This is a genomic window from Flammeovirga sp. EKP202, from assembly GCF_014534745.1.
Classification (GTDB): domain Bacteria; phylum Bacteroidota; class Bacteroidia; order Cytophagales; family Flammeovirgaceae; genus Flammeovirga.
This window is the reverse complement of record NZ_JACVVP010000010.1, coordinates 1-19,931: the sequence shown is the minus strand read 5'-3', so window position 1 is coordinate 19,931 and position 19,931 is coordinate 1. Positions and strand designations below refer to the sequence as shown.

At 34.7% G+C, this 19,931-nt stretch carries 9 protein-coding genes; 1 reads left to right on the top strand and 8 read right to left on the bottom strand.

Annotated features, from left to right (window positions below; all coding sequences use genetic code 11):
• Positions 1–98: 98 nt before the first annotated feature.
• A complete protein-coding gene (locus tag IC221_RS08165; RefSeq protein WP_188168488.1) occupies positions 99–6,113 on the bottom strand; it encodes an Ig-like domain-containing protein in 6,015 nt (2,004 codons plus the stop codon).
• Between the two features lie 1,382 nt (positions 6,114–7,495).
• Here IC221_RS08165 and IC221_RS08160 point away from each other — a divergent pair.
• A complete protein-coding gene (locus IC221_RS08160) occupies positions 7,496–8,830 on the top strand; it encodes a WG repeat-containing protein (RefSeq protein ID WP_188168487.1) in 1,335 nt (444 codons plus the stop codon).
• Between the two features lie 54 nt (positions 8,831–8,884).
• Here IC221_RS08160 and IC221_RS08155 read toward each other — a convergent pair whose 3' ends face one another.
• The 7 genes from IC221_RS08155 to IC221_RS08125 all read right to left on the bottom strand — a co-directional run.
• Entirely contained in the window at positions 8,885–10,645 is a 1,761-nt protein-coding gene (locus IC221_RS08155; protein ID WP_188168486.1) for an arylsulfatase, read from the bottom strand.
• Between the two features lie 203 nt (positions 10,646–10,848).
• Entirely contained in the window at positions 10,849–13,347 is a 2,499-nt protein-coding gene (locus IC221_RS08150) for a TonB-dependent receptor (RefSeq protein ID WP_188168485.1), read from the bottom strand.
• Between the two features lie 246 nt (positions 13,348–13,593).
• Positions 13,594–15,147, bottom strand: a complete 1,554-nt coding sequence (locus tag IC221_RS08145; protein WP_188168484.1) for a PCMD domain-containing protein — start codon at positions 15,145–15,147, stop codon at positions 13,594–13,596.
• A gap of 2 nt (positions 15,148–15,149) precedes the next feature.
• Positions 15,150–15,926 carry a hypothetical protein gene (locus IC221_RS08140; RefSeq protein ID WP_188168483.1) on the bottom strand — a complete coding sequence of 259 codons (777 nt, stop codon included), beginning with the start codon at positions 15,924–15,926 and terminating at the stop codon, positions 15,150–15,152.
• Between the two features lie 229 nt (positions 15,927–16,155).
• Positions 16,156–17,127 carry a transglutaminase domain-containing protein gene (locus IC221_RS08135; RefSeq protein WP_188168482.1) on the bottom strand — a complete coding sequence of 324 codons (972 nt, stop codon included), beginning with the start codon at positions 17,125–17,127 and terminating at the stop codon, positions 16,156–16,158.
• Between the two features lie 259 nt (positions 17,128–17,386).
• Positions 17,387–17,860 carry a hypothetical protein gene (locus IC221_RS08130; RefSeq protein ID WP_188168481.1) on the bottom strand — a complete coding sequence of 158 codons (474 nt, stop codon included), beginning with the start codon at positions 17,858–17,860 and terminating at the stop codon, positions 17,387–17,389.
• Between the two features lie 215 nt (positions 17,861–18,075).
• Positions 18,076–19,931, bottom strand: a 1,856-nt coding sequence (locus IC221_RS08125) for a T9SS type A sorting domain-containing protein (protein ID WP_188168480.1), incomplete at its 5' end; no start/stop codon positions are given.

Below are 19,931 nucleotides of genomic sequence, written 5' to 3'. Positions count from 1 at the left end.
ACATTACAGAACAAAATTCTTCACTCTAAATTCTTCATTCTTATTTATACAGAAAAAGTGCAACACTTCCCGGGGGAAGCATCACACTCCTTTTATCTTTATTTCACTACTGAAATTCTAACATTTTTCTCTACACCTTCCCCTACAATTCTCATAAGGTAGATGCCTGAAGAGAGGTCTTCAACATTCAATTGGTGAATGTATTTGAAGTCGATTGCTTTATAGTCTACCAATACACCATTGATATTGTATAGAGCTACTTGATAAGCACCGTTTGGTAAACCTTTGATGTTGACAACATTGGTAGATGGGTTTGGATAGAGTGATAATTCCTCTGCTAAATCCACCTTAGATTCCACTTTTCTTGCTGATGAAGAAACAGGAGTAAACGTCACTTTATCTAGGTTCCATTGCCAAACTGCGCTTCCTGATGCTATGATTCTTACCGTATGGATTCCTTCAGCAAGAGTAACTGTCCCTGTTGCAGAAAGTGGTTGGTAATCATCCCATTGACCATTGTTTGGAACTGCATCTGTAGAGACCACATTACCATCAATCTCTATTTGGATGGCAACATCTCCACTCGTTGGTGTAGAGATGGCATATTCCATTTCATATTCGCCTGCTCCTTCTATGTTCATTGTATATTCAGCCCAATCGCCTGAGTTCACCCAGTTGATTCCTAAACCTGATACACGATTTACACCTAATGGAACATGACCATCATTATAAGTACCTCCTGTGCTTGTGAAGTCTTCTGCCTCAATCACTAATCCGCTTGGAGGAGTTACTACATCTGTTACAGAAATTGTTGTAGTCGCTGTGAACCCACCATCATTTGTTGTAGCTGTGATTGTTGCTGATCCCTCTGAAATTGCAGTGACTAATCCATTATTAATTGTCGCTACTGCTGAATTGCTTGAGCTCCAAGTATAAGATGCGTCCGTTGCATTAGCAGGAAGTACAGAAGCCGATAATTGAGTTGTTTCTCCTATTAATAATGAAGCATTTGAAGGAGTAACATTAATACCTGTAACCGGAATAACCTGTGAAGCGACCGGAGTCAACACCACTTTATCCAAATTCCATTGCCAAACATTGGTACCTGCACCCACAAGACGTAAAGTATGACTTCCATTCAACACGATTTGATGTGCTGATTTTAAAGGTTGGTAATCATCCCATTGACCATTACTTGGCACGTTATCAACACCTACTGAAGTTCCATCTAATACCGCTTCAATTGCAGCACCTGACATTGGTGTCGAAATGTGATAGGTTATTTCATACGTACCATTACCACTTACCGTGTATTCTGCCCAGTCTTCACCGTTCACATAGTTGATTCCTAAGTTATCTACCTTATTGACACCTAGAGGAACGAATGCATCATTGAAAGTACCTCCTGTTGCTACAAAGTCTTCTGCTTCAATCACAATATCGCTTCCAACATCAATCCCGTTGACTGTTACAACTGTTTTTGCTGCGAAACCACCATCAACTGTTGTTACAGTAACTGTTGTTGTTCCTTCAGCTAAACCTGTCACAATACCATTATTTACAGATGCAATTGCTGTGTTAGTTGACGACCAAGTCAGATTTGTATTGGTAGCATCCAAAGGAGCAATAATCGCATTGATTGTCGTTGATTGATTGACGTCCAAAGTAACATTTTCCTTATCTACAGTAACACCTGTTACTGGAACCTCAACACCAACTTCTTGTACTGTTACATTGGTAGTTGCGGTAAATGTTTCGCCTACAGTTGTCACCGTAATTACTGCTGAACCTTCTGTCACTGCTGTCACTTGACCATTGCTTACTGTTGCCACTGATGGATTTGAAGAGGTCCAAGTCACATTTTTATTAGATGCATTTGTAGGGTAAACTGTAGCTGTCAATTGAGCTGAGTTATTTACAAACAAGCTTACTTCCGACGGATCCAATGTCACACCTGTTACTGCCACATAATTGCTTTCCACTACAATATCAATGGTAGATGTAATACCATCTGCAGTGGCAGAAATTGTGGCTGTACCAACACCCGTTCCCGTCACGACTCCGTTGTTATTTACTGTCGCGATATTCGTGTTATTACTTGACCAAGAAATTACTTTTGGACAAACATCTGTAGGCAAAAGTGAAGCGGTTAAAGTAGCTGTCTCTGTTTCCTTGATTGTAGTAGCAGAGGCCGTAATATTGATGCTTTCTAAAGTTTCATTACAAGTAATTTCACCTTCAAAATTCATCTGGAAGTAATCCAAGTTCCATTGCCAATCTGATGTTCCTGCACCTACTAGGCCGATTGTTACATTTCCTTGCGGTAAGTTTACTCTTTGACCTAAAGCTACAGTTGCGTACGCATCCCAATCATTCATTGGTACTTTTGCAGAACCTTGACTTTCACTGTTGACAAACATTTCAATCACACCATCTTCCACCGCTGTACCTGCAAAGAAAGCAATAGAATATTCTCCTGCTTGAGGAACGAAAACTTCATATTCTACAAAGTCACCTGCTTGTACATTATTGATACCTTGTCCTCCTGTCGGAATATCATAAATAGCAATATCACCTACTGCACCACCCATATTACTGAATGATTCTGCTTGAATAACTAAAGTAGTTCCCACAGTTAGATTACTTGTGGCTACCACTGACTGATTTGAAGCAGAAGTCGCTGTTAATGTCAATGTACCTTCAGTGGTAGATGCCGAAATTAAACCATTGGCATCCACAGTTGCCAATGCAGGATTGTTCGTCGACCAAGTGATGCTTTTCTCCGTGGTCCACTCTGGAACATACACTGGTGTTACTTGCATATTTCCACCAGGGAAAACCGTAATATCTGTTGGAATGATGATTTGAGTTGGCTGCACCACTACTTGTGATTTCACTGTCACATTCGCTTCGGCATATAAACCACCATCTTGTAAAGTACCTCTGATCACGGTATTTCCTAAGCTCAGACCTGTCACTGTTCCGTTGTTATCAACAGTTGCAACGCCGGGATTTGAAGAGGTCCAAAGTACTGTTTTATCAAAAGCATTCGCTGGTAAAACTTCCGCCGTTACCGGCAATGTCTGTCCTACTTCCACCTCTCTTAACCAATCCACCAAAGTGATACTTTCTGGTCTGATTCTGTCCAGAATTGATAAATCAGAAGAGCATTGATCGATGATTTGATTCCCCTCTAAAGCTGAAACTCTTAATGCATAGTTTCCAACAGGAGGCACTGCATTTAATGATAAATCAACGGCTACAACATCTTTGCCTTTTACTTCAGTTGTTGTTGTTCCTGTTCCTAAAACAGTATTTCCTTTCATTAACTCTACCTTGATCGTTCTTGTCCCTAATAAGTTCACAAAAACATCAAAAGTATACTCTGTATTACCCGTCACTTCACTGATCATTGCATCACAGTATACTTTTTCATCGCCTACAATTCCTACATTTACGATAGTAGAAGCTGTGATCACATTTCCATTGTCATTAATTGTTGCTGTAATCACTGCAGATTCTCCAATCGCAACACCTGTTACACTACCTGACTGAGGATCCACCTGAACTGCCAAGTCATTTGAAGAAGACCAAACAGCCTCTTGGTTTGTCGCATCAAGTGGTAATATATTTAAGGTTAGAGGAGTCGTTACATAGAAATCTACCTCTACATTATTTCCTTCTTCGATAGAAAGATTTGCCACAGGAGTATCCGCGTAAGGAATTGCTGAAATAACAAATGTAGATGAGATCGTTCTGTCAGTATTTGTCGCTGTAATCGTAGCTGATCCTGAAGATGCAACTCCTGTAACTACACCATATTCGTCTACAGTCGCTACACTAGTATTACTTGAAGTCCAAACTAATGCTTTATTCGTTGCATTGGCTGGCGAAAGAACCGCTTTCAAGGCCTCTTTTTGTCCTTGCATTACTTCGGTATCTCCTTCGATAGAAACTGCATTTAAAGCAACAGCATTTGAGCCACTACGACCAGGTGCCTTAGAGAAATCCCAAACCTGAATTTGAGTCGTTGCCCAATCAGTAGGTGCATTTGTCTGACATTCAATCGTATTCGAAGCCTGTAATAAACCTGCAGGAATATCCACCTCCAAAGTTCCTAACCATTGATTACGAAGGTCACCTAATGACCCTCTCCAATTGCTATTATGCTCTAGCTCAACACCATTTATTTTTACAACGACAGATCCCAAATGAGCTTTGAAGAAAGCTCCTGATATTCTTAAAGTTGCTTCATACTCTCCATTTGGTACTACTACCCCATTGACTGAAGTCGAAAGGCTTTGGCTTGTAGTATGGATTAATTCACTACCAAATTCATGATAACCAGAACCAATTTTTTCACCCATAAACTTCGTTTCATCAGAAGTCTGATCTAAAGTAACAGAGTTCGCAAAAGTGTATTCTAATACCATTGTAGCATCACTATCCAAAGTCACCGCTCCAGGAGCAGATTCAACCGTAAATTCATCTAAAGCAGGTTTTCCAAATTGTCCTTTGTTCATATCCAAGTAAAGATTTTTTACTAGCACACTTTGAACAGGGTTTTCATAATCATCATAGAAAGATAAATTGACGTCTTTTGGGGTGTTTTCCAAGTTGTTAAGGATCAAGTATATTTTATTACCATCTACATAAGCATCAACTTGCAAATCTCTATTCGTAGACTTTGTATCAATACGAGTACCTTTCACATTGCTCCATAATTGGAAGAATTTGATATATTCTGACCATTCCCATTCTCCATCACCATCTTCATCACGCATCATTGCATAAGGGTAACGAAGATCTTGATCAGGAATATCACCCCAAATCGCTTTGATAGGTGTGAAAGGCATTGACTTTGTAATGTAATCCGGGCGTTCTAAGAATTGCATAAACATGGCATTGAAAGGCTTTAAGTTCTCCCAATCCATTCTTTGCTGATCATAAACACCCGGTCTGTTGTTATCATTATATTGACCATTTACAGCTCCAAACTCAGAGACAATCAACTCTTTACGTGTTCCCGTTTTATATAGATCGTACCATTCGATGATGTCTAACATTGCCTCCGTATGACCACCCGAACGAGTAGCTGAAGGAGCGTCGTTAGCATTCAAATTCCAACCTGGCCAATCGTAAATATGAATCGAATAGAAATCCATATTAGGACCACATGTATCCATAAAACCCTGCCACATAATATCCCATTGGTACCATGGATTTGATCTGTAATTGTTTGCTTCAGAATCCATCATATTGTGGTAAGTGATATAACCGTCACCGTCCAACCATTGATCCAAATAGTTCTCATCATAACGAGAAATACCATCCGGCAAGTGGAAGTCATGCAGACCCCAAGTCATACCACCAATTTTAGGGCGGTATGGATTATCCGCACCAAAACGTTCCTTTACGCCTTGAGCAACGAGGTTATGATATTCCCAAATTTTTTCTTGAGAAGTACACGTCATATGTCCCGTCATCATAGGCATATCAGGCTCATTAATTACTTCCCAATAACCAGGTAACGGTTCACCTTGTCCGCCCTCTGATTTTCTGAAGAACATGTCCAAGTAATTGACTACCCACTCTGCTGAGACATCAACATCCATAGGTTGCCACCCTGTCCAAGTCACTCCATCGCCATTCCATGACAACGTAGGATATGTAGGGTGAGGGTTGGTACCGCCAATTAGTTCACGACTTTTCTTTTCGTACTGATGAGTAAGATAATCTTTCTCATACTCCCCTTTTAGCCAAGTTCCTAGCTCATTCATATGCTCTAAACTTGGACGATTTGGGCGATTAGGATCCTCTTCAGTAGCACTGAATTTCCAAGTTGCCGATCCTGTATCTCTACCAAAATAAGTATCAAGTTTATTTAAGAGGTAGTCTAGTTTGTCTTCTTCTCCGTCCCAGTCTGTTTCGAAAGAGGTACCATGAAGCGTCATGTACTTTTCTCTTTCAAATTTAGAAACGCCGTTGACTGAGTGTTTGATATTTAAATTGACATCTACATTGACGTCTTGTGCTTTAGTGAAATAGGCACATGAGAGTAGTATTAAAAAAAGAATGACACTTTTTTTAATTCGTAATTGATAGTTCATCATTATCTTTCATTTCAATTGATTTAAAGTGTCAATAGCCGATACTACAGTACTTAAAATAAGTAAACCTGAAGTGAGTAGCATTTGAATCTCTGAAAATTAGAAGAGATAAGTTGACTATTTATAATCTTATCAAAACGGAATAGAAGAGCATAACCCACAAGCTACACCTCGGGATTCGAATGAAGAGTTTTATAAAAAAAGTACAACTAATAATTCTTATTTTCTATTATAAACTGCTAATTGACACGTAATAAGCTTGCTTTCTCCATGACTCATAGCTGTAAAGACATGAAGACTGTATTAGACTAGAAAAAATCTAGTCTAGATTAGAGATTTAATAATAATTCATTCATATTGCAGTTAGAAGTTGAACAAAATTTCAATTTTAGAGTCTACCACAGTTAAGATTCCCGTCTTCATGGTAGGCTCATTTTTTTGAAGGAAAGTTTGTAAATAAACACTTATGATGTTTGGTTTCACGTTCACCAGTTCTGTTAAACGCCCACCACAAGTGTAATATCTACGTTATCAAATATGAATGGTTCAAAAATTTAAATCAATTTTTCTGACTAGACAAAAACTGTATACCCCCAAATTTACTTATACTGCATAACCTTCTCGAATCGTTAAATTTCACTATACTTTCAAATAAAATAACTAGACGATAACTGTATAAAATATTGTTTATCAACTTTAAGATCTTATTTTATTACTTAAAACTTTGGTTCGAGACTATTCAAAAACTGAACATAAAAACTCATTTCTTAAAAAAAATATCCCCCAAAATAAAAAGCTTTTATCTACCTTTCCTTAGAATTTTGTTAGTCTAATAGTACTCAATTCCTTTTTTAATTTAAATATTAACGACTACTGATTTTAGTATCTAATTATCAACGACAACAATTTGCTATCAAAAACTAATTATCTTCTCTCTTTAAGAATTTCATCAGCCACTAGTAAGTCAAAAGTCTGTTACCTTTCTACCAATAATTATTTTTATAAGTAGGATAAATAAAAAAAAGAACACTTTATAAAAATGTTCTTTTAGAGGCTATTTAATTAAATGATGATTCTACAAAATTCTTTCTGTTTCTTGTGAATTTTTCTTGAAACAAACTTCACACTTTTCGTTTAGAATTAAAAAAAATCCAAATTACAAAAGGTGACAACTCAAAAATGTATAATAAAGTACACACTTCAATCATTACATGACTATTACAAACTAGCTTTACTTGAGATCATAAGAAATAACACTGTTATGGTGAAAAAACAGCTTAAGACACTTATTTTAAAGGTATTATTTACAATGATAGCATTATGAAATACATATAATTTTATTACATTTGATGACATTTTTTATTTTTTAGCCTACAAATGAAGTGATGAAAACTTTTTGTACTTTTTCTATTGTATTACTGTTTGCCAATTTACTTTTCGCACAAGAATCCCTAGTTCCTTATCTTAAATCAGGAAAATATGGGTATATGTCCTCCACTACTAAAAAGCTTGTCATCCCCATTCAGTTTGATCATGCTGAGCTATTTGATGGCAATCTAGCCTATGTTGAGAAAGGGGGCGAGTTTGGTTTTATTGATAAAGATGGAAATGAAGTCGTAAAAATTGGTGCTTATACTACCATATACGAAGAACCACCACATTTTTCTGAAGGGTTGTTAGCCGTTGTTAAGAATAAAAAGTTTGGTGTAATTAATCAAAAAGGGCAAGTGGTAGTACCTTTTAAATACGATTATATTGGTACTTTTTCGGAAGGCAAAGCAGCTGTTGGTTTATTAAAAGATCCCACCACATACAATTTTAGGGTCGAAAACTACAAAACCCTAAATATTGGTGTACTCTCAAAGGATGTGAAATTCACTAAAAGAGGCTTAGGTGAAAACAATCAAAAAAAACATTGGGGTGAAAATGGAGACATGTGGTATGGCTTCATCAATACGCTCGGCCAAGTAGTTGTGACAATTCAATATGGAAAAGTTGGTGATTATTCAGAAGGTTTGGCACTTGTTGTCAAAAATGTAGTACATGGAAAAGGGGGTTACATTAATCATTCAGGCATTATGAGTATTCCAGCTCAATTTATTGAAGCACATGATTTTAAATATGGCTTCTCTCATGCCCGTAGAACACATTTATATGGTGACAACTATATTGCTAGTAATTATGAACATGTTTATGTGATGGATTCTCCTAATGGTATCATTAATAAATCGGGAAAACTAACGCTCGCAACTGTACCTATTCAGCATTTTTTAGGGCAAAATGAAAAGGGCTTTATCCTAAAAAGTTGGGATGAGAAAGTTTGTTTTTCGGAATACAATGGTGATATAAAAATTCCATTTGATGATTATGTGGATGGATTTGTTAGTGAAAATACACCGCTTGCCTTTAAAAATAGTAACGGTCTTTATCAGTTTCACGATAATAAAACATATGCTAAATTATCAAGTACAATTAAAATTGATAGTTTAAAAGAAGGCAAAGAAGGTCTACTTGTTTTCTCCAAATTAAATAGTCCTTTTTACGGCGTTTTAGATCATAATTTAAAAGTGCTTGTTCAACCAAGGTATGACTTCATCTCTACTTTTAGTGATGGTTTTGCAAAAGTTTTAAAATCTGAAAATGGAAAAAGAATGACTACAAAGCATTTTTACATTGACAAGACAGGATTTGAATATGTAGATTTTAGTTCTCATTTATAATTCATAAAAATAGCGGCAATTCTGTACTTTAGAATTACCGCTATTATTAGAGACTTAATTTGCTTCACTAGCAGCTTGGAAAGCATTCCAACCCTCATCAACCTGAACTAAATTATGTTTGAGTTCATAGGCTTTGTAGAGGCTCATCATTTCTTTAAATCTTTCTGGCATTTGTTTTTCTAAAAATACTCTTTCAGAAGGATCTTTCACCACATCGTAAAGGTGCCACTCTCCATCTCCAAACATTCCTTTTCTGACCTTCATCAATTTATAATTCCCTTTCATCAAATAAGCATTTCCGAAAAGCTCAAAAGCATACCAGTCATCCTCAGACCTCACAATATCCGACTTTCCTTCTAAAAAAGATCTTGCAGAAATTCCACTAGGTGCAGTAACCGTTTTTCCTTTGTATGTACTACCAGGATGTTTAATTCCGGCATAATCTAGGATCGTCATGGGTAAGTCTTTTACTGAAAAAACCACATTACTGATTTCTCCTGCTCTTTCATATTTTTCGGTCATTGCTCCTGGAGGAACGATCATCATAGGTACTCTTATACCTCCCTCACCAATGAACCATTTCCACCATGATAAACCACCTGTAGCAGCATTGGCCCAAGCGGTACCGATATAATTACAAGAATTGGCTGTTCCTATGGCTTCAAAACTAGTGTCATAATTTTGGGCAATCCATTGACCAAAAACTTCATTACCGGTGTTTGGATTTTCTGCTTCCATTCCTTCTGGACCATTATCAGATAAATAAACAATCATCGTATTTTCTAACTGTCCAGATTCTTTCAAATAGTCTAAGATTTGACCAATTCGATTATCTTGATCTTCAATTTCAGCTGCATAAGTAGCAAAAACTCTTGCTTGATATTTCTTCTCCTCCTCACTCAAATCATTCCATTTCTTAACAAGGTCATTTTCTGGAGCCTCTGTAGCAGAATGAGAAATTAGCCCTTGTTTTTTCAAACTTTTATAACGGTACTTTTTCAATCCTTCGTACCCTTTCTCTAAATAAAATTTGTAATGCTTATCAATTAACTCTGGTGGTGCCTGAATTGGAAAATGTGCGGTTGTAAATGCCATCCAAGTAAACCAAGGTTTTCCTTCTGCATCGGATTCTTTTATAAATTTCAAAAGTTGATTGGTATATAATTCACCTGAATAAACACCATCTGGTCTATCATATTTTTCACCATTCAAAGTCCAATGCTCTTCAAATTTTTTATTCATAAAATCAGGATCAGAAAAGATGGGTGTCATTCTGAGGTTATTCCAGTGATTTGATCCACCTGATAAAATTCCAAATTCTTTATTAAAGCCCCAATGTGAAGGACCGTAGCCTCCAGCTTCTTCTCCTCCTAAATGCCACTTTCCTACTTTTATGACATCATACCCTTCGTCGTTAAAAAGTTGAGAAATCGTTACAGCATTTTCTGTCAAATAACCTTCATAGCCTGGTTTTCCTTTTGAATCTGGGTAGAAAGAATAATCAAAAGACCCCAAACCTACTTCAATATTATTACAACCTGTCATTAACATTGAACGTGTCACCGAACAGACTGGTGAGGAGTGAAAATTTGAGAAACGTACTCCTGCTTTTGCTAACCGATTGAAATTGGGAGTTTTGATTTCTGATCCATAAACACCTAGGTCTCCAAAAGCTATATCATCTCCAATGAGAACCAATATATTCGTTTTTTTATTTTCTCCTGATAATTCAGAATCTTTAGACGGACTTGAAGTAGAGGTACTACAGCCAATTAAATAAATTGACATACCTAGTAAAATAAGCAATCTGTACATGGTGGATTGATTAATGGTTTTAATTTTTACTTTGAATAAATAGATTATAAAATCCAGCTTACTAATAAGTTATTAAAAACATAAATCAATCTCATAACATTGATTACAAAATTGATCAAATCTTAAATTTATACAATGATTATACAAGGAAATTTATCTTTTAAAGGGTTGAAAAGGGTGAATTTCAGCAATTAAAAATCACTTTAGAAGAATCCTCTCATACCAAAGGTAACGTTTCTACCGGGGGCATTAATTCCCGAACTATAAGTTCTATAACTTTGATCAAAGATATTATCAACATTAAAATGTAACTCTGCAAAGTCCCTTAAACGAATACTACTTTGAAAATTTAAAGTCCACCATGATAATGCTCCCTCATGAGCATAGAGGTAAGGTTTTTCTTGTTCTGAAGGTGCTAAATCCTGAAATTCAATTCCTCCGCTATAAAAGGTATTTAATCCAATTTGCCAACGATTTCTAGAATAAATTATTTCTAGTTTACCAAAATCAGGCGGAACATGTCGTAGACGATCTCCAGTAACTTCATCTTCACCAACAGTATAAGTATAAGAACCTTGTAAGGTAAGGTGACTACTTAAATTTGCTTTAAGTTGAAGTGAGACACCCGCAATTCTTGCCTTACCTGTATTTTGAAGTGCGAAAACTGCATATTTATCACCATCAATAACAATTGAATCTTGTCCATTGAATTGATAAGGCCCACGAACCATAGCATTATGCAACCTAGAGTAAAATCCTGTTAATCCAACTTGAAAAATATCATCCCATCTTTTTTCAACAGTTGCATCAATAGTGTAAACATCTGTAGGTTTTAAATCTGAGTTTGGTACTACTAAATCATCTTTTGAAGGGTTATATACTTTTCCAATATCATCAATGTTAGGGGCCTTGAAACCTTTTGCTAACTGCGTTTTAAATAACCAATCTTCATTTTGATACGTTAGTCCAATACTTCCCGTTAAAGAACCAACATCGTAGTTAAAATGATCATAGGGTAAGTTTAATTGTTCTGAAGCTTGATCGGTATAATCGGAATTGATAAATGTATGAGAGTACCTTAACCCCAAAGATGCAATCAGCTTCTTGTTGATACGGTATTTCCCGACCCCGTAAAGGCCTAAAGTTGAATAATTACTCCCACCACCTGCATACCTTGGTAAAGCACTATTTTTAGCACCTGTTAGAATATTGTATGTTTCTGCTTTCGCATTTACTTTATTCGTAGTTCCTTCAAATCCATATGCTAATTCGAATTGATCATTTAATTTCTTGAGTAAATCAAGGTTGAGTCCCCATATATTAACGTCAACATAATCATTATTTCTTATCTCATCATTGAACTTTCTGTTATGACGGTCTTCTTTTACAAATTGTTGGGATAATGTCAACTTAAAATCATTGTACAACCGATTTGGCTTTGAAAGTTTCAATTTTAAAGCATTCAACATCCATAGTTGTGGTCCATAATACCATTGTGCGAACTTTGGGGTTGTAGATCCAAAATTGGTTTCCAAAAGATTATTGTCAACACTAATTATATCCTCTGAAGTGACATTAATATTTTCACCTTCATCATTTTTCATAGGGTTTAATTCTGTCAACCGATCGTACCTAGGAACATTAGAAGTATTCGTAAACAAAAAAGAATACTGAATATCTACAAACTCATTCGGTTTGAATCTTACTTTTTGCTGAGTACTAACTTGTTCATAACCTGTTGGACTTTGCTTTTCAAGTTCATGTAAATTTGACTGAATCTGATCTACACCATTTTTCGTCATTACCACAAACTTCCTTTGACCAAAACGATCACTATTTGACTTATACCTTTTCCCAGAGGTCAAATCCTCAAAAGAAGAATAAGTAAATCCTCCATGCCAAGACCATTTGTTATTTCCGGCATCCAAATGTATAGCACCCGTACCTTCACCTGTTGCAGAAGCTAAACGGATAGCAGCATCACCATGTAAAGTCACGAATTCATTCTCACTAAGTTTTGGTGTTCTAGTGTGAAAATCAATGACGCCACCTAAAGCATCACTTCCATAAATAACACTTCCTGGTCCAAAAACAATTTCTGCATTTTCTACACTATTGGGGTCTACACTTAATATATTTTGAAGATTACCACTTCTATAAATTGCGTTGTTCATCCTCACACCATCTACTACTAATAAAATTTGATTGGCCGCAAAACCTCTGATCATTGGACTACCTCCACCCATTTGACTTTTCTGAATGAATACTTCTCCTGTATTTCCGATTAGATCAGCAGTGGTACGTGGCATATCATTGGCAATCGCTGCACTTTTGATACTTCGAACTTGTTGAGGATTTTCATTTGATTTTTCTTCCCATTTATTTGCTCCCACCACAATTTCATCTAATGAAATAATTTTTTCATCAAGATAAATGACAAAGTAACGATTGATGTGATCTCTGCTAACAGTGACTGTCTTAAAGTTGACATGAGAAAAAGTAAGCCTCTTCCCTTTACCAAATAATTCAAAGTTTCCTTGTTGATCAGTAACTGTACTTTCTCCGTGTTCATCTCTAATAAAAACACCTTCAATACCTGTGTGTAAAGCGTTTTGAACACTATAAACTTGTGCCTCTACTACGTTAATAGTGGCTATAAAAAAAAGACAAAAAGTAAATGCTAATTGAAGTGTATTCTTCATATTGAAGAGGAGATTGATATAGGCTTTTATAAAAGTCCCGAAGTAAAATCTACAATGAGAATACTTCGACTTTTGTCATGAATAACTATCAAAATTATAAAAAATCTTTAATTCTTAAAATTATTTTAGTGATTCTTACTCTATATATAATTTATGAATTTCAATCGAAGAAAGCATAAAAAAGGCCAAATAGTAGAATAGAAAACTATAATGATACTATTTGGCCATTTGAGGTTATTTTGTTGATCAGTACTCCAATTCTATTCCCTGCGTAACCATTTTACTGCCTACACCTCCAACAAAACTAGCACCGTATGCACTCGATGCAAAAACCACAATTATATGAGTTGGATTAGCCTCTTTATCGTGATAAAAACCATGTTCTGTCATCTCTTTGTTTCCTTCTGAAGGTAACATAAAAGCAGGAACTCCTGATAATTCACCATAAGTTAAATCCATGGAAAGTTCTTTAAAAGACTTTACCTCTTCGTCAGATCTGTACCAAGCAGTTGCAAGTCTATACCTTTTTTCTTGGTCACCACTACCTTCTCTTACTTGAAGAATTACATAGATATCACATTCGTCCATTGTACCACTATATGGTTTGGGTTCGTATGTATATGTAGTTTTAAAACGCTTTGGTCTACTTGTAAATGGTACACCAAAATCCGTTACTACATTATCAATCCCAGAACCGTGTATTTCACCCGTAAATAAAGATCCTGAGGCAAGTTTCCCTAAAACTGATTTCGTTTCTAAAGTACCTCCTGATGGAGACATTGTGTTAGGATAAGGAAAAACAGTATGTAAAAATGCAGGAAAAATTACTTCTGCTGCACCTTTATCTCCACTTCTCCATGGAGTTGACATATCATTACCGGGTAAATAATAGCCTCTATTTTCTGAATTCCCATTTAAAAACCAAGTTGCGAAATTACTAAATGGCACTTGTTCACCCTCAAAAGCTTCTTTGGTTACGTTGACTACCCAAAGTGTCCCATCTTCAAATTCATAGGTTACAGGTGATGAAAAATCTGTAACCTCATCTCCTGGAGTTAATGTACTATTTTCCGGGAGGTAATGAAAAGAAGTAATCCGTAAATTGGAAAGGTCAGCAGTAGATGGCATCAAAACATCAATCGTATTTTGATCAAAATTTAACGTTGAAGAGATTTGATCTTCAATGGTAAATGAAGTAAACATTGATGATTCATGTTGTGCGATAACCTTCCATTCTAACATTTCAGAAAAGAAGAAAGATACTGTATCACACAATTCATGAACTGTTGTATAATCAGGAGATAACGAATGTTCTTTAGGTGCATATTCAAAACTTGTAATGTTTAGATTACAAAGATCGTATTCTACAGGCATAATTACCGTAATCAACTGATTACCATGATCAATGATAGAAGATCGTTGTCCTTCAACTTCAAATTTTGTAATCTCCACTTCAGGCATCTCTTTTTCTACGGTCACTGTCCAATCATAATCTTGATATGTAGTAATCGTAAATTCAACATCAGAGGTAAAATCAGTTACAGAATCTGGATTTGGTGAAATCGTCGCATTTTCAGTAATCACTAATGAATCAATCGTTAAATTGGATAAGTCACTGTAACCATTGACATACACTTTGGCATTTTGATCAGCAGGTGAAATAACAGTCTCCCCTACTTGATCACTCATTTTTAGATATAAAATTTCACCTAATACTTTTGGATAAGGTAAGTCATTTTCAATACATGACACATTAATGATCAATGCCGATAGTAGGATAATGAGTTTTAGAATTTTCATGATTAAATGTAAAAGGCTAGTCCTATGTTAAGTGAAAAAATATCAATGTTGAAATTGGCACTACTCGTTCTTCTCCAACCTTCCTCTACTTGGTTTTCGGTTTGTTGAACCCATTTATTGGAGAAGCCCATTATACCTATCATTACTTCTAAAGCCACATTATCATTGATGAAAGCAACCATTCCTGGGGATACACCTATGTTAAACTCATTGATTACAGAGTAAGTACCCTTATTGTCTGCTGGAGTTTCTCCATGAACCATATCTTTTGATTGTCCATAACCATACGAAATTCCGACTTCATTAAATAATGCAAATCGCTTACTATTCCCCAAACTGAGGTAATGTCTCATAAAAATGGTTGAATAGAAAGTATGAGATATTTGTTCTTGACCTTGGATCGTAAATGAGATATCATCATCCAACTTAATGGTCATATCATCTACTTTAGAAAAGCTTCTGTTATATGTAAATCTAGCTCCAACTGCAAAATCATCCCTTAGAAAATAGGCGACAAATGGGCTCACATCAAAATTATAACCATTTCCTGTCCAATCTTCCATCATCAAAAACTTATAATTGTCAGTTTCACTTTCTTTATATTTAAAAGTGGTACCAACCAGCCATTGTCCCTTTGGAATGAAGGTAGACTTTTTGATGTCCCTCTTAAACATTTCACTCCTTTGATGATGTTCTTGATTATTGTAATCTTCTTGAAAGTTTTGTGCGAATAATGGGTTGTAGTAGACCATTAAACATAGCATTATTAGTTTTCTCATTTTGTATTAAGTGTTTTGCTTTTAACAGGTAAATATTCCCGGTTTATTATTCACAAAACAGTAGATTAATATAATTTGAGAAGGCATTAACGTATTACAAGAAAGTCAAGAGAAAAAGTATTAAAACTAAAAAGCTCATTTATTGTTATTTAAGTCATAACAATAAATAAGCTTTCAAAGTAATGTTAACGAAGACAGTTTGTTACCTTTAAGAATTTTTAGTGGAAGATTACTTACACTTATAAGTGATAATACCACTCCCATTATAATAAATGGTCAAGTATTTACTTTTGCGTTTTGGTGGACTAACTAATAAAGATAAATGGTCGTTTTGATACTTCATTTTAAAGTTTTGTAGATAAGGTTCTGTATCAAAAGCATAATTAAAATTCTTCTCCTCTAGCTTTGTTTTAATCAGTATTTCAATCGGTTCTTTTTGATTTATAAATGAGGTTAATGGTGCTAAAACTTCTGTTTCTTTTGTGATAGAAGTAAGATAATAGAGGGGTTGATTGGTAAAATCTGTCAATGTTTTATCCATAAATAACCACTTTTTATCTGAAGGATAATGATTTCTAAAAAAAACCTCAGGACTCCCCTTGAAATAAAGAGGTTCATATTCCCAAACGAATTTCATGGATTGATCTAGATACCCTGCCCCCCAAGTGACATCGACTAAAAACCATTTATCATCAATTTTAATGGCATTCCAAGCATGATCCGGATTCTGAAATTTTCGTGTTAAATCAGATAAATATACTCTGGAGAAACCTTCTACAATTTCACATTCAATACCTAATTCATCACAAACGGCTTTGTATAGTTTTGAATATCCATCACAAATAGCACTCTTATCTTTTAAAGCATCCTCAGCAATTTCTTTAAAAATCTGTTTTTCGATGGCTAATTTTTGTGCTTCATTGTTGTAAGAATATTTAAATACCTTTTGTTCATTCAAACCTTTAACATCATAACTTATATTATAAGCCATCCAACAATAAATAGCCCTAGCCTGTTCTTCTTTGGTTTTAAAATCCGTTTTTACCCTATTGGCAAATTTTTCAATCGTAGAAAAACGTTTAGGATAGTTTTCTTTGACATATTGATCTACATTTTCTTTTGGTGTAGTACCAAAAACAGTAGTTGAGATTAATAATGAAATGAATAAAAAAAATCTTGTTTGTGGAAAGTTTAATACCATTATGATCAACACTAAATGAATGTAACATTTGACTTGAAAGTTACTTAGCAATTGTTAAAAATAAAAAGATATTTTATTTAAATCCGCCATGTTATCTTTGCTGTAACATAATACAAATCGAAAGCATCTATTCTTTATACAACTACAAAACATTATCCAAACTCCTTATTTCGTTTTACTTATATACTACATCGTTTTTAATAAAAAGACCTCTGCTAAAAAATTTTAGAGAGGTCTTTTTTTTTTCATCATAATAAATTTACTGATCATCTCTATAGATGAGAGACATTTTATTATAATTGTGAAAGAGAATTTCTGTTTTTTCTGATTCGTTGATTGCATCTTTAAAAGTTCTAAAAAACAGTTCTAATTCATTCGTTTTTAATCCTTTTAAGTCAAAAATGTGTTGTTTTCCGTCGTAAAGTGTGATAGTGAAAGTGGTATCATTGATGGAAAATTCATCAATAGTCTCTTTCTGGATGATGGTTTTAGGAGTTCCTTTCACTTTAATCTCAACCTCATTTAAATCCCATTTCAAATAGTTTCTTTTGTTGATCACCAACAGAAGACTCAATCCACTAAAAGAGAATAAAATAAGATTAGCTAATTTGGCCTCTTCAAAAGAAAGAGGGTACACTAGTAGAAAAACCAAACTGATAACTGGCACTGATAATATAAATTTTTGCAGTGCAGAATACTTGTAATAAAATGATCGTTTATTGATTCTTTTCATTTTTGCGTTATTTAGAAGGGTCAAATGTGATAGTAATATATTTAAATTTAATGAGTGGTAAGTACTTGAGTTAGTGTATACATCTAATAATCTGATTTACCATACAATCCTTCAATTTAAACATAATAGAATTGAATATCAAGCACTTAAAAAATTAAATCAATGGAACTTTACTTAAATAACGATTCTCTAAATAATACAATTGTACTATAAAGCTATTTAATTATAAATTTAGAAGAAAAGGAACTAAATTCGGTAGTTTCTATTCTTATGAAATATATTCCACTTGAAAAATTATTGGTTGCTATAGTATAATTATTTCCTTTAGAAGTGATAGTATGATTTATATTGAGATTGGTCATTTCTCTTCCTGCCCCATCAAATAATTTGATTGATTGAGTATCTATATACTGAGTGGTCATTATATGTAGAACATCTTTTACAGGATTAGGGTAGAGATGTGCTTCTGTTAATTCAATGGCAGACAAAGCGGTAATTGTATCTTCTAAAACAGTAAGTTTGAAACTTGATTCAAGACTTCCTCCAAAACTATCCATCGCTTCAATCGAAACAATCCCTTCTCCACTTTCATTAAATTGAATAACTAATTCATCATTGCTTAAAGAAAAATAAATAAATGCATTGTTATCAGAATTTACTTCATATGATAAGGTGTGATAGTCATCATCTTTAAAATAATCATCTAGGAACAATTTAAATTGACGGTCAGATAAGTAATATTCTTTGTCTTCCAAAGTATTGATCAAATAAGGTATTTTATTAAGTACCGTTAGCTCAAATGCTTGAGAAACTTCTGAATATTGATCGGAAGCTGTAATTGTAACTGTACTACTGCCAATAGATTTCGGGGTAAAAATAAAATGACTTGAGTAACTATTTGTGAAATCTACTACCTCTTCGTTTTCTATTTCTATGCTATAGGTCAATGAATGATCGTCAATATCTTCAAAGAGAGTATCTAAATCAACTTGGAAGCCTAAGTCAGTTAAATGCAACTCTTGAGATGCTATATTACTCATGATATTAGGTTCTCGATTTACAACCATAATTTCAAATGTTTGAGTTATTTCGGAATATTGGTCGGAAGCCGTAATCGTAACTATACTATTGCCAATAGATTTCGGGGAGAAAGTTAAATGATTAGAGGAACTACTTGTGAAATCTACTACTTCTTCGTTTTCTATTTCTATGCTATAGGTCAATGAATGACCATCAATATCTTCAAAGACAGTATCTAAATCAACTTGGAAACCTAAGTCAGTTAAATACAACTCTTGAGATCCTATATTACTCATCACGTGAGATAATCGATTTACAACCGTAATATCAAATGTCTGAGTTATTTCGGAATATTGGTCGGAAGCCGTAATCGTAACTGCACTACTGCCAATTGATTTTGGGGTGAAAATAAAATGATTGGAGGAGCTACTTATGAAATCTACTACCTCCTCGTTTTCGATTGCTATGCTATAGGTCAATAAATGACCATCAATGTCTTTAAAGACCGTATCTATATCAACTTGGAAACCTGAGTCAGTTAAATACAACTCTTGAGATGCTATATTACTCATCAATTGAGGTGATCGATTTACAACCGTAATTTCAAATGCTTGAGAAACTTCTGAATATTGATCAGAAGCTGTAATCGTAACTGCACTACTGCCAATGGACTTTGGAGTGAAAGTAAAATGATTGGAGGAACTACTTGTGAAATCTATTACCTCCTCGTTTTCTATTTCTATGCTATAGGTCAATGGTTGATCGTCAATGTCTTCAAAGACCGTATCTATATCAACTTGTAAACCTAAGTCAGTTAAATGCAACTCTTGAGAGGCTATATTACTCATGATATGAGGTAATCGATTTACAACCGTAATTTCAAATGTTTGAGTTATTTCGGAATATTGATCGGAAGCTGTAATTGTAACTGCACTACTGCCAATAGACTTTGGGGTAAAAGTAAAATGATTGGTGGAACTACTTGTGAAATCTATTACCTCCTCGTTTTCTATTTCTATGCTATAGGTCAATGGTTGATCGTCAATGTCTT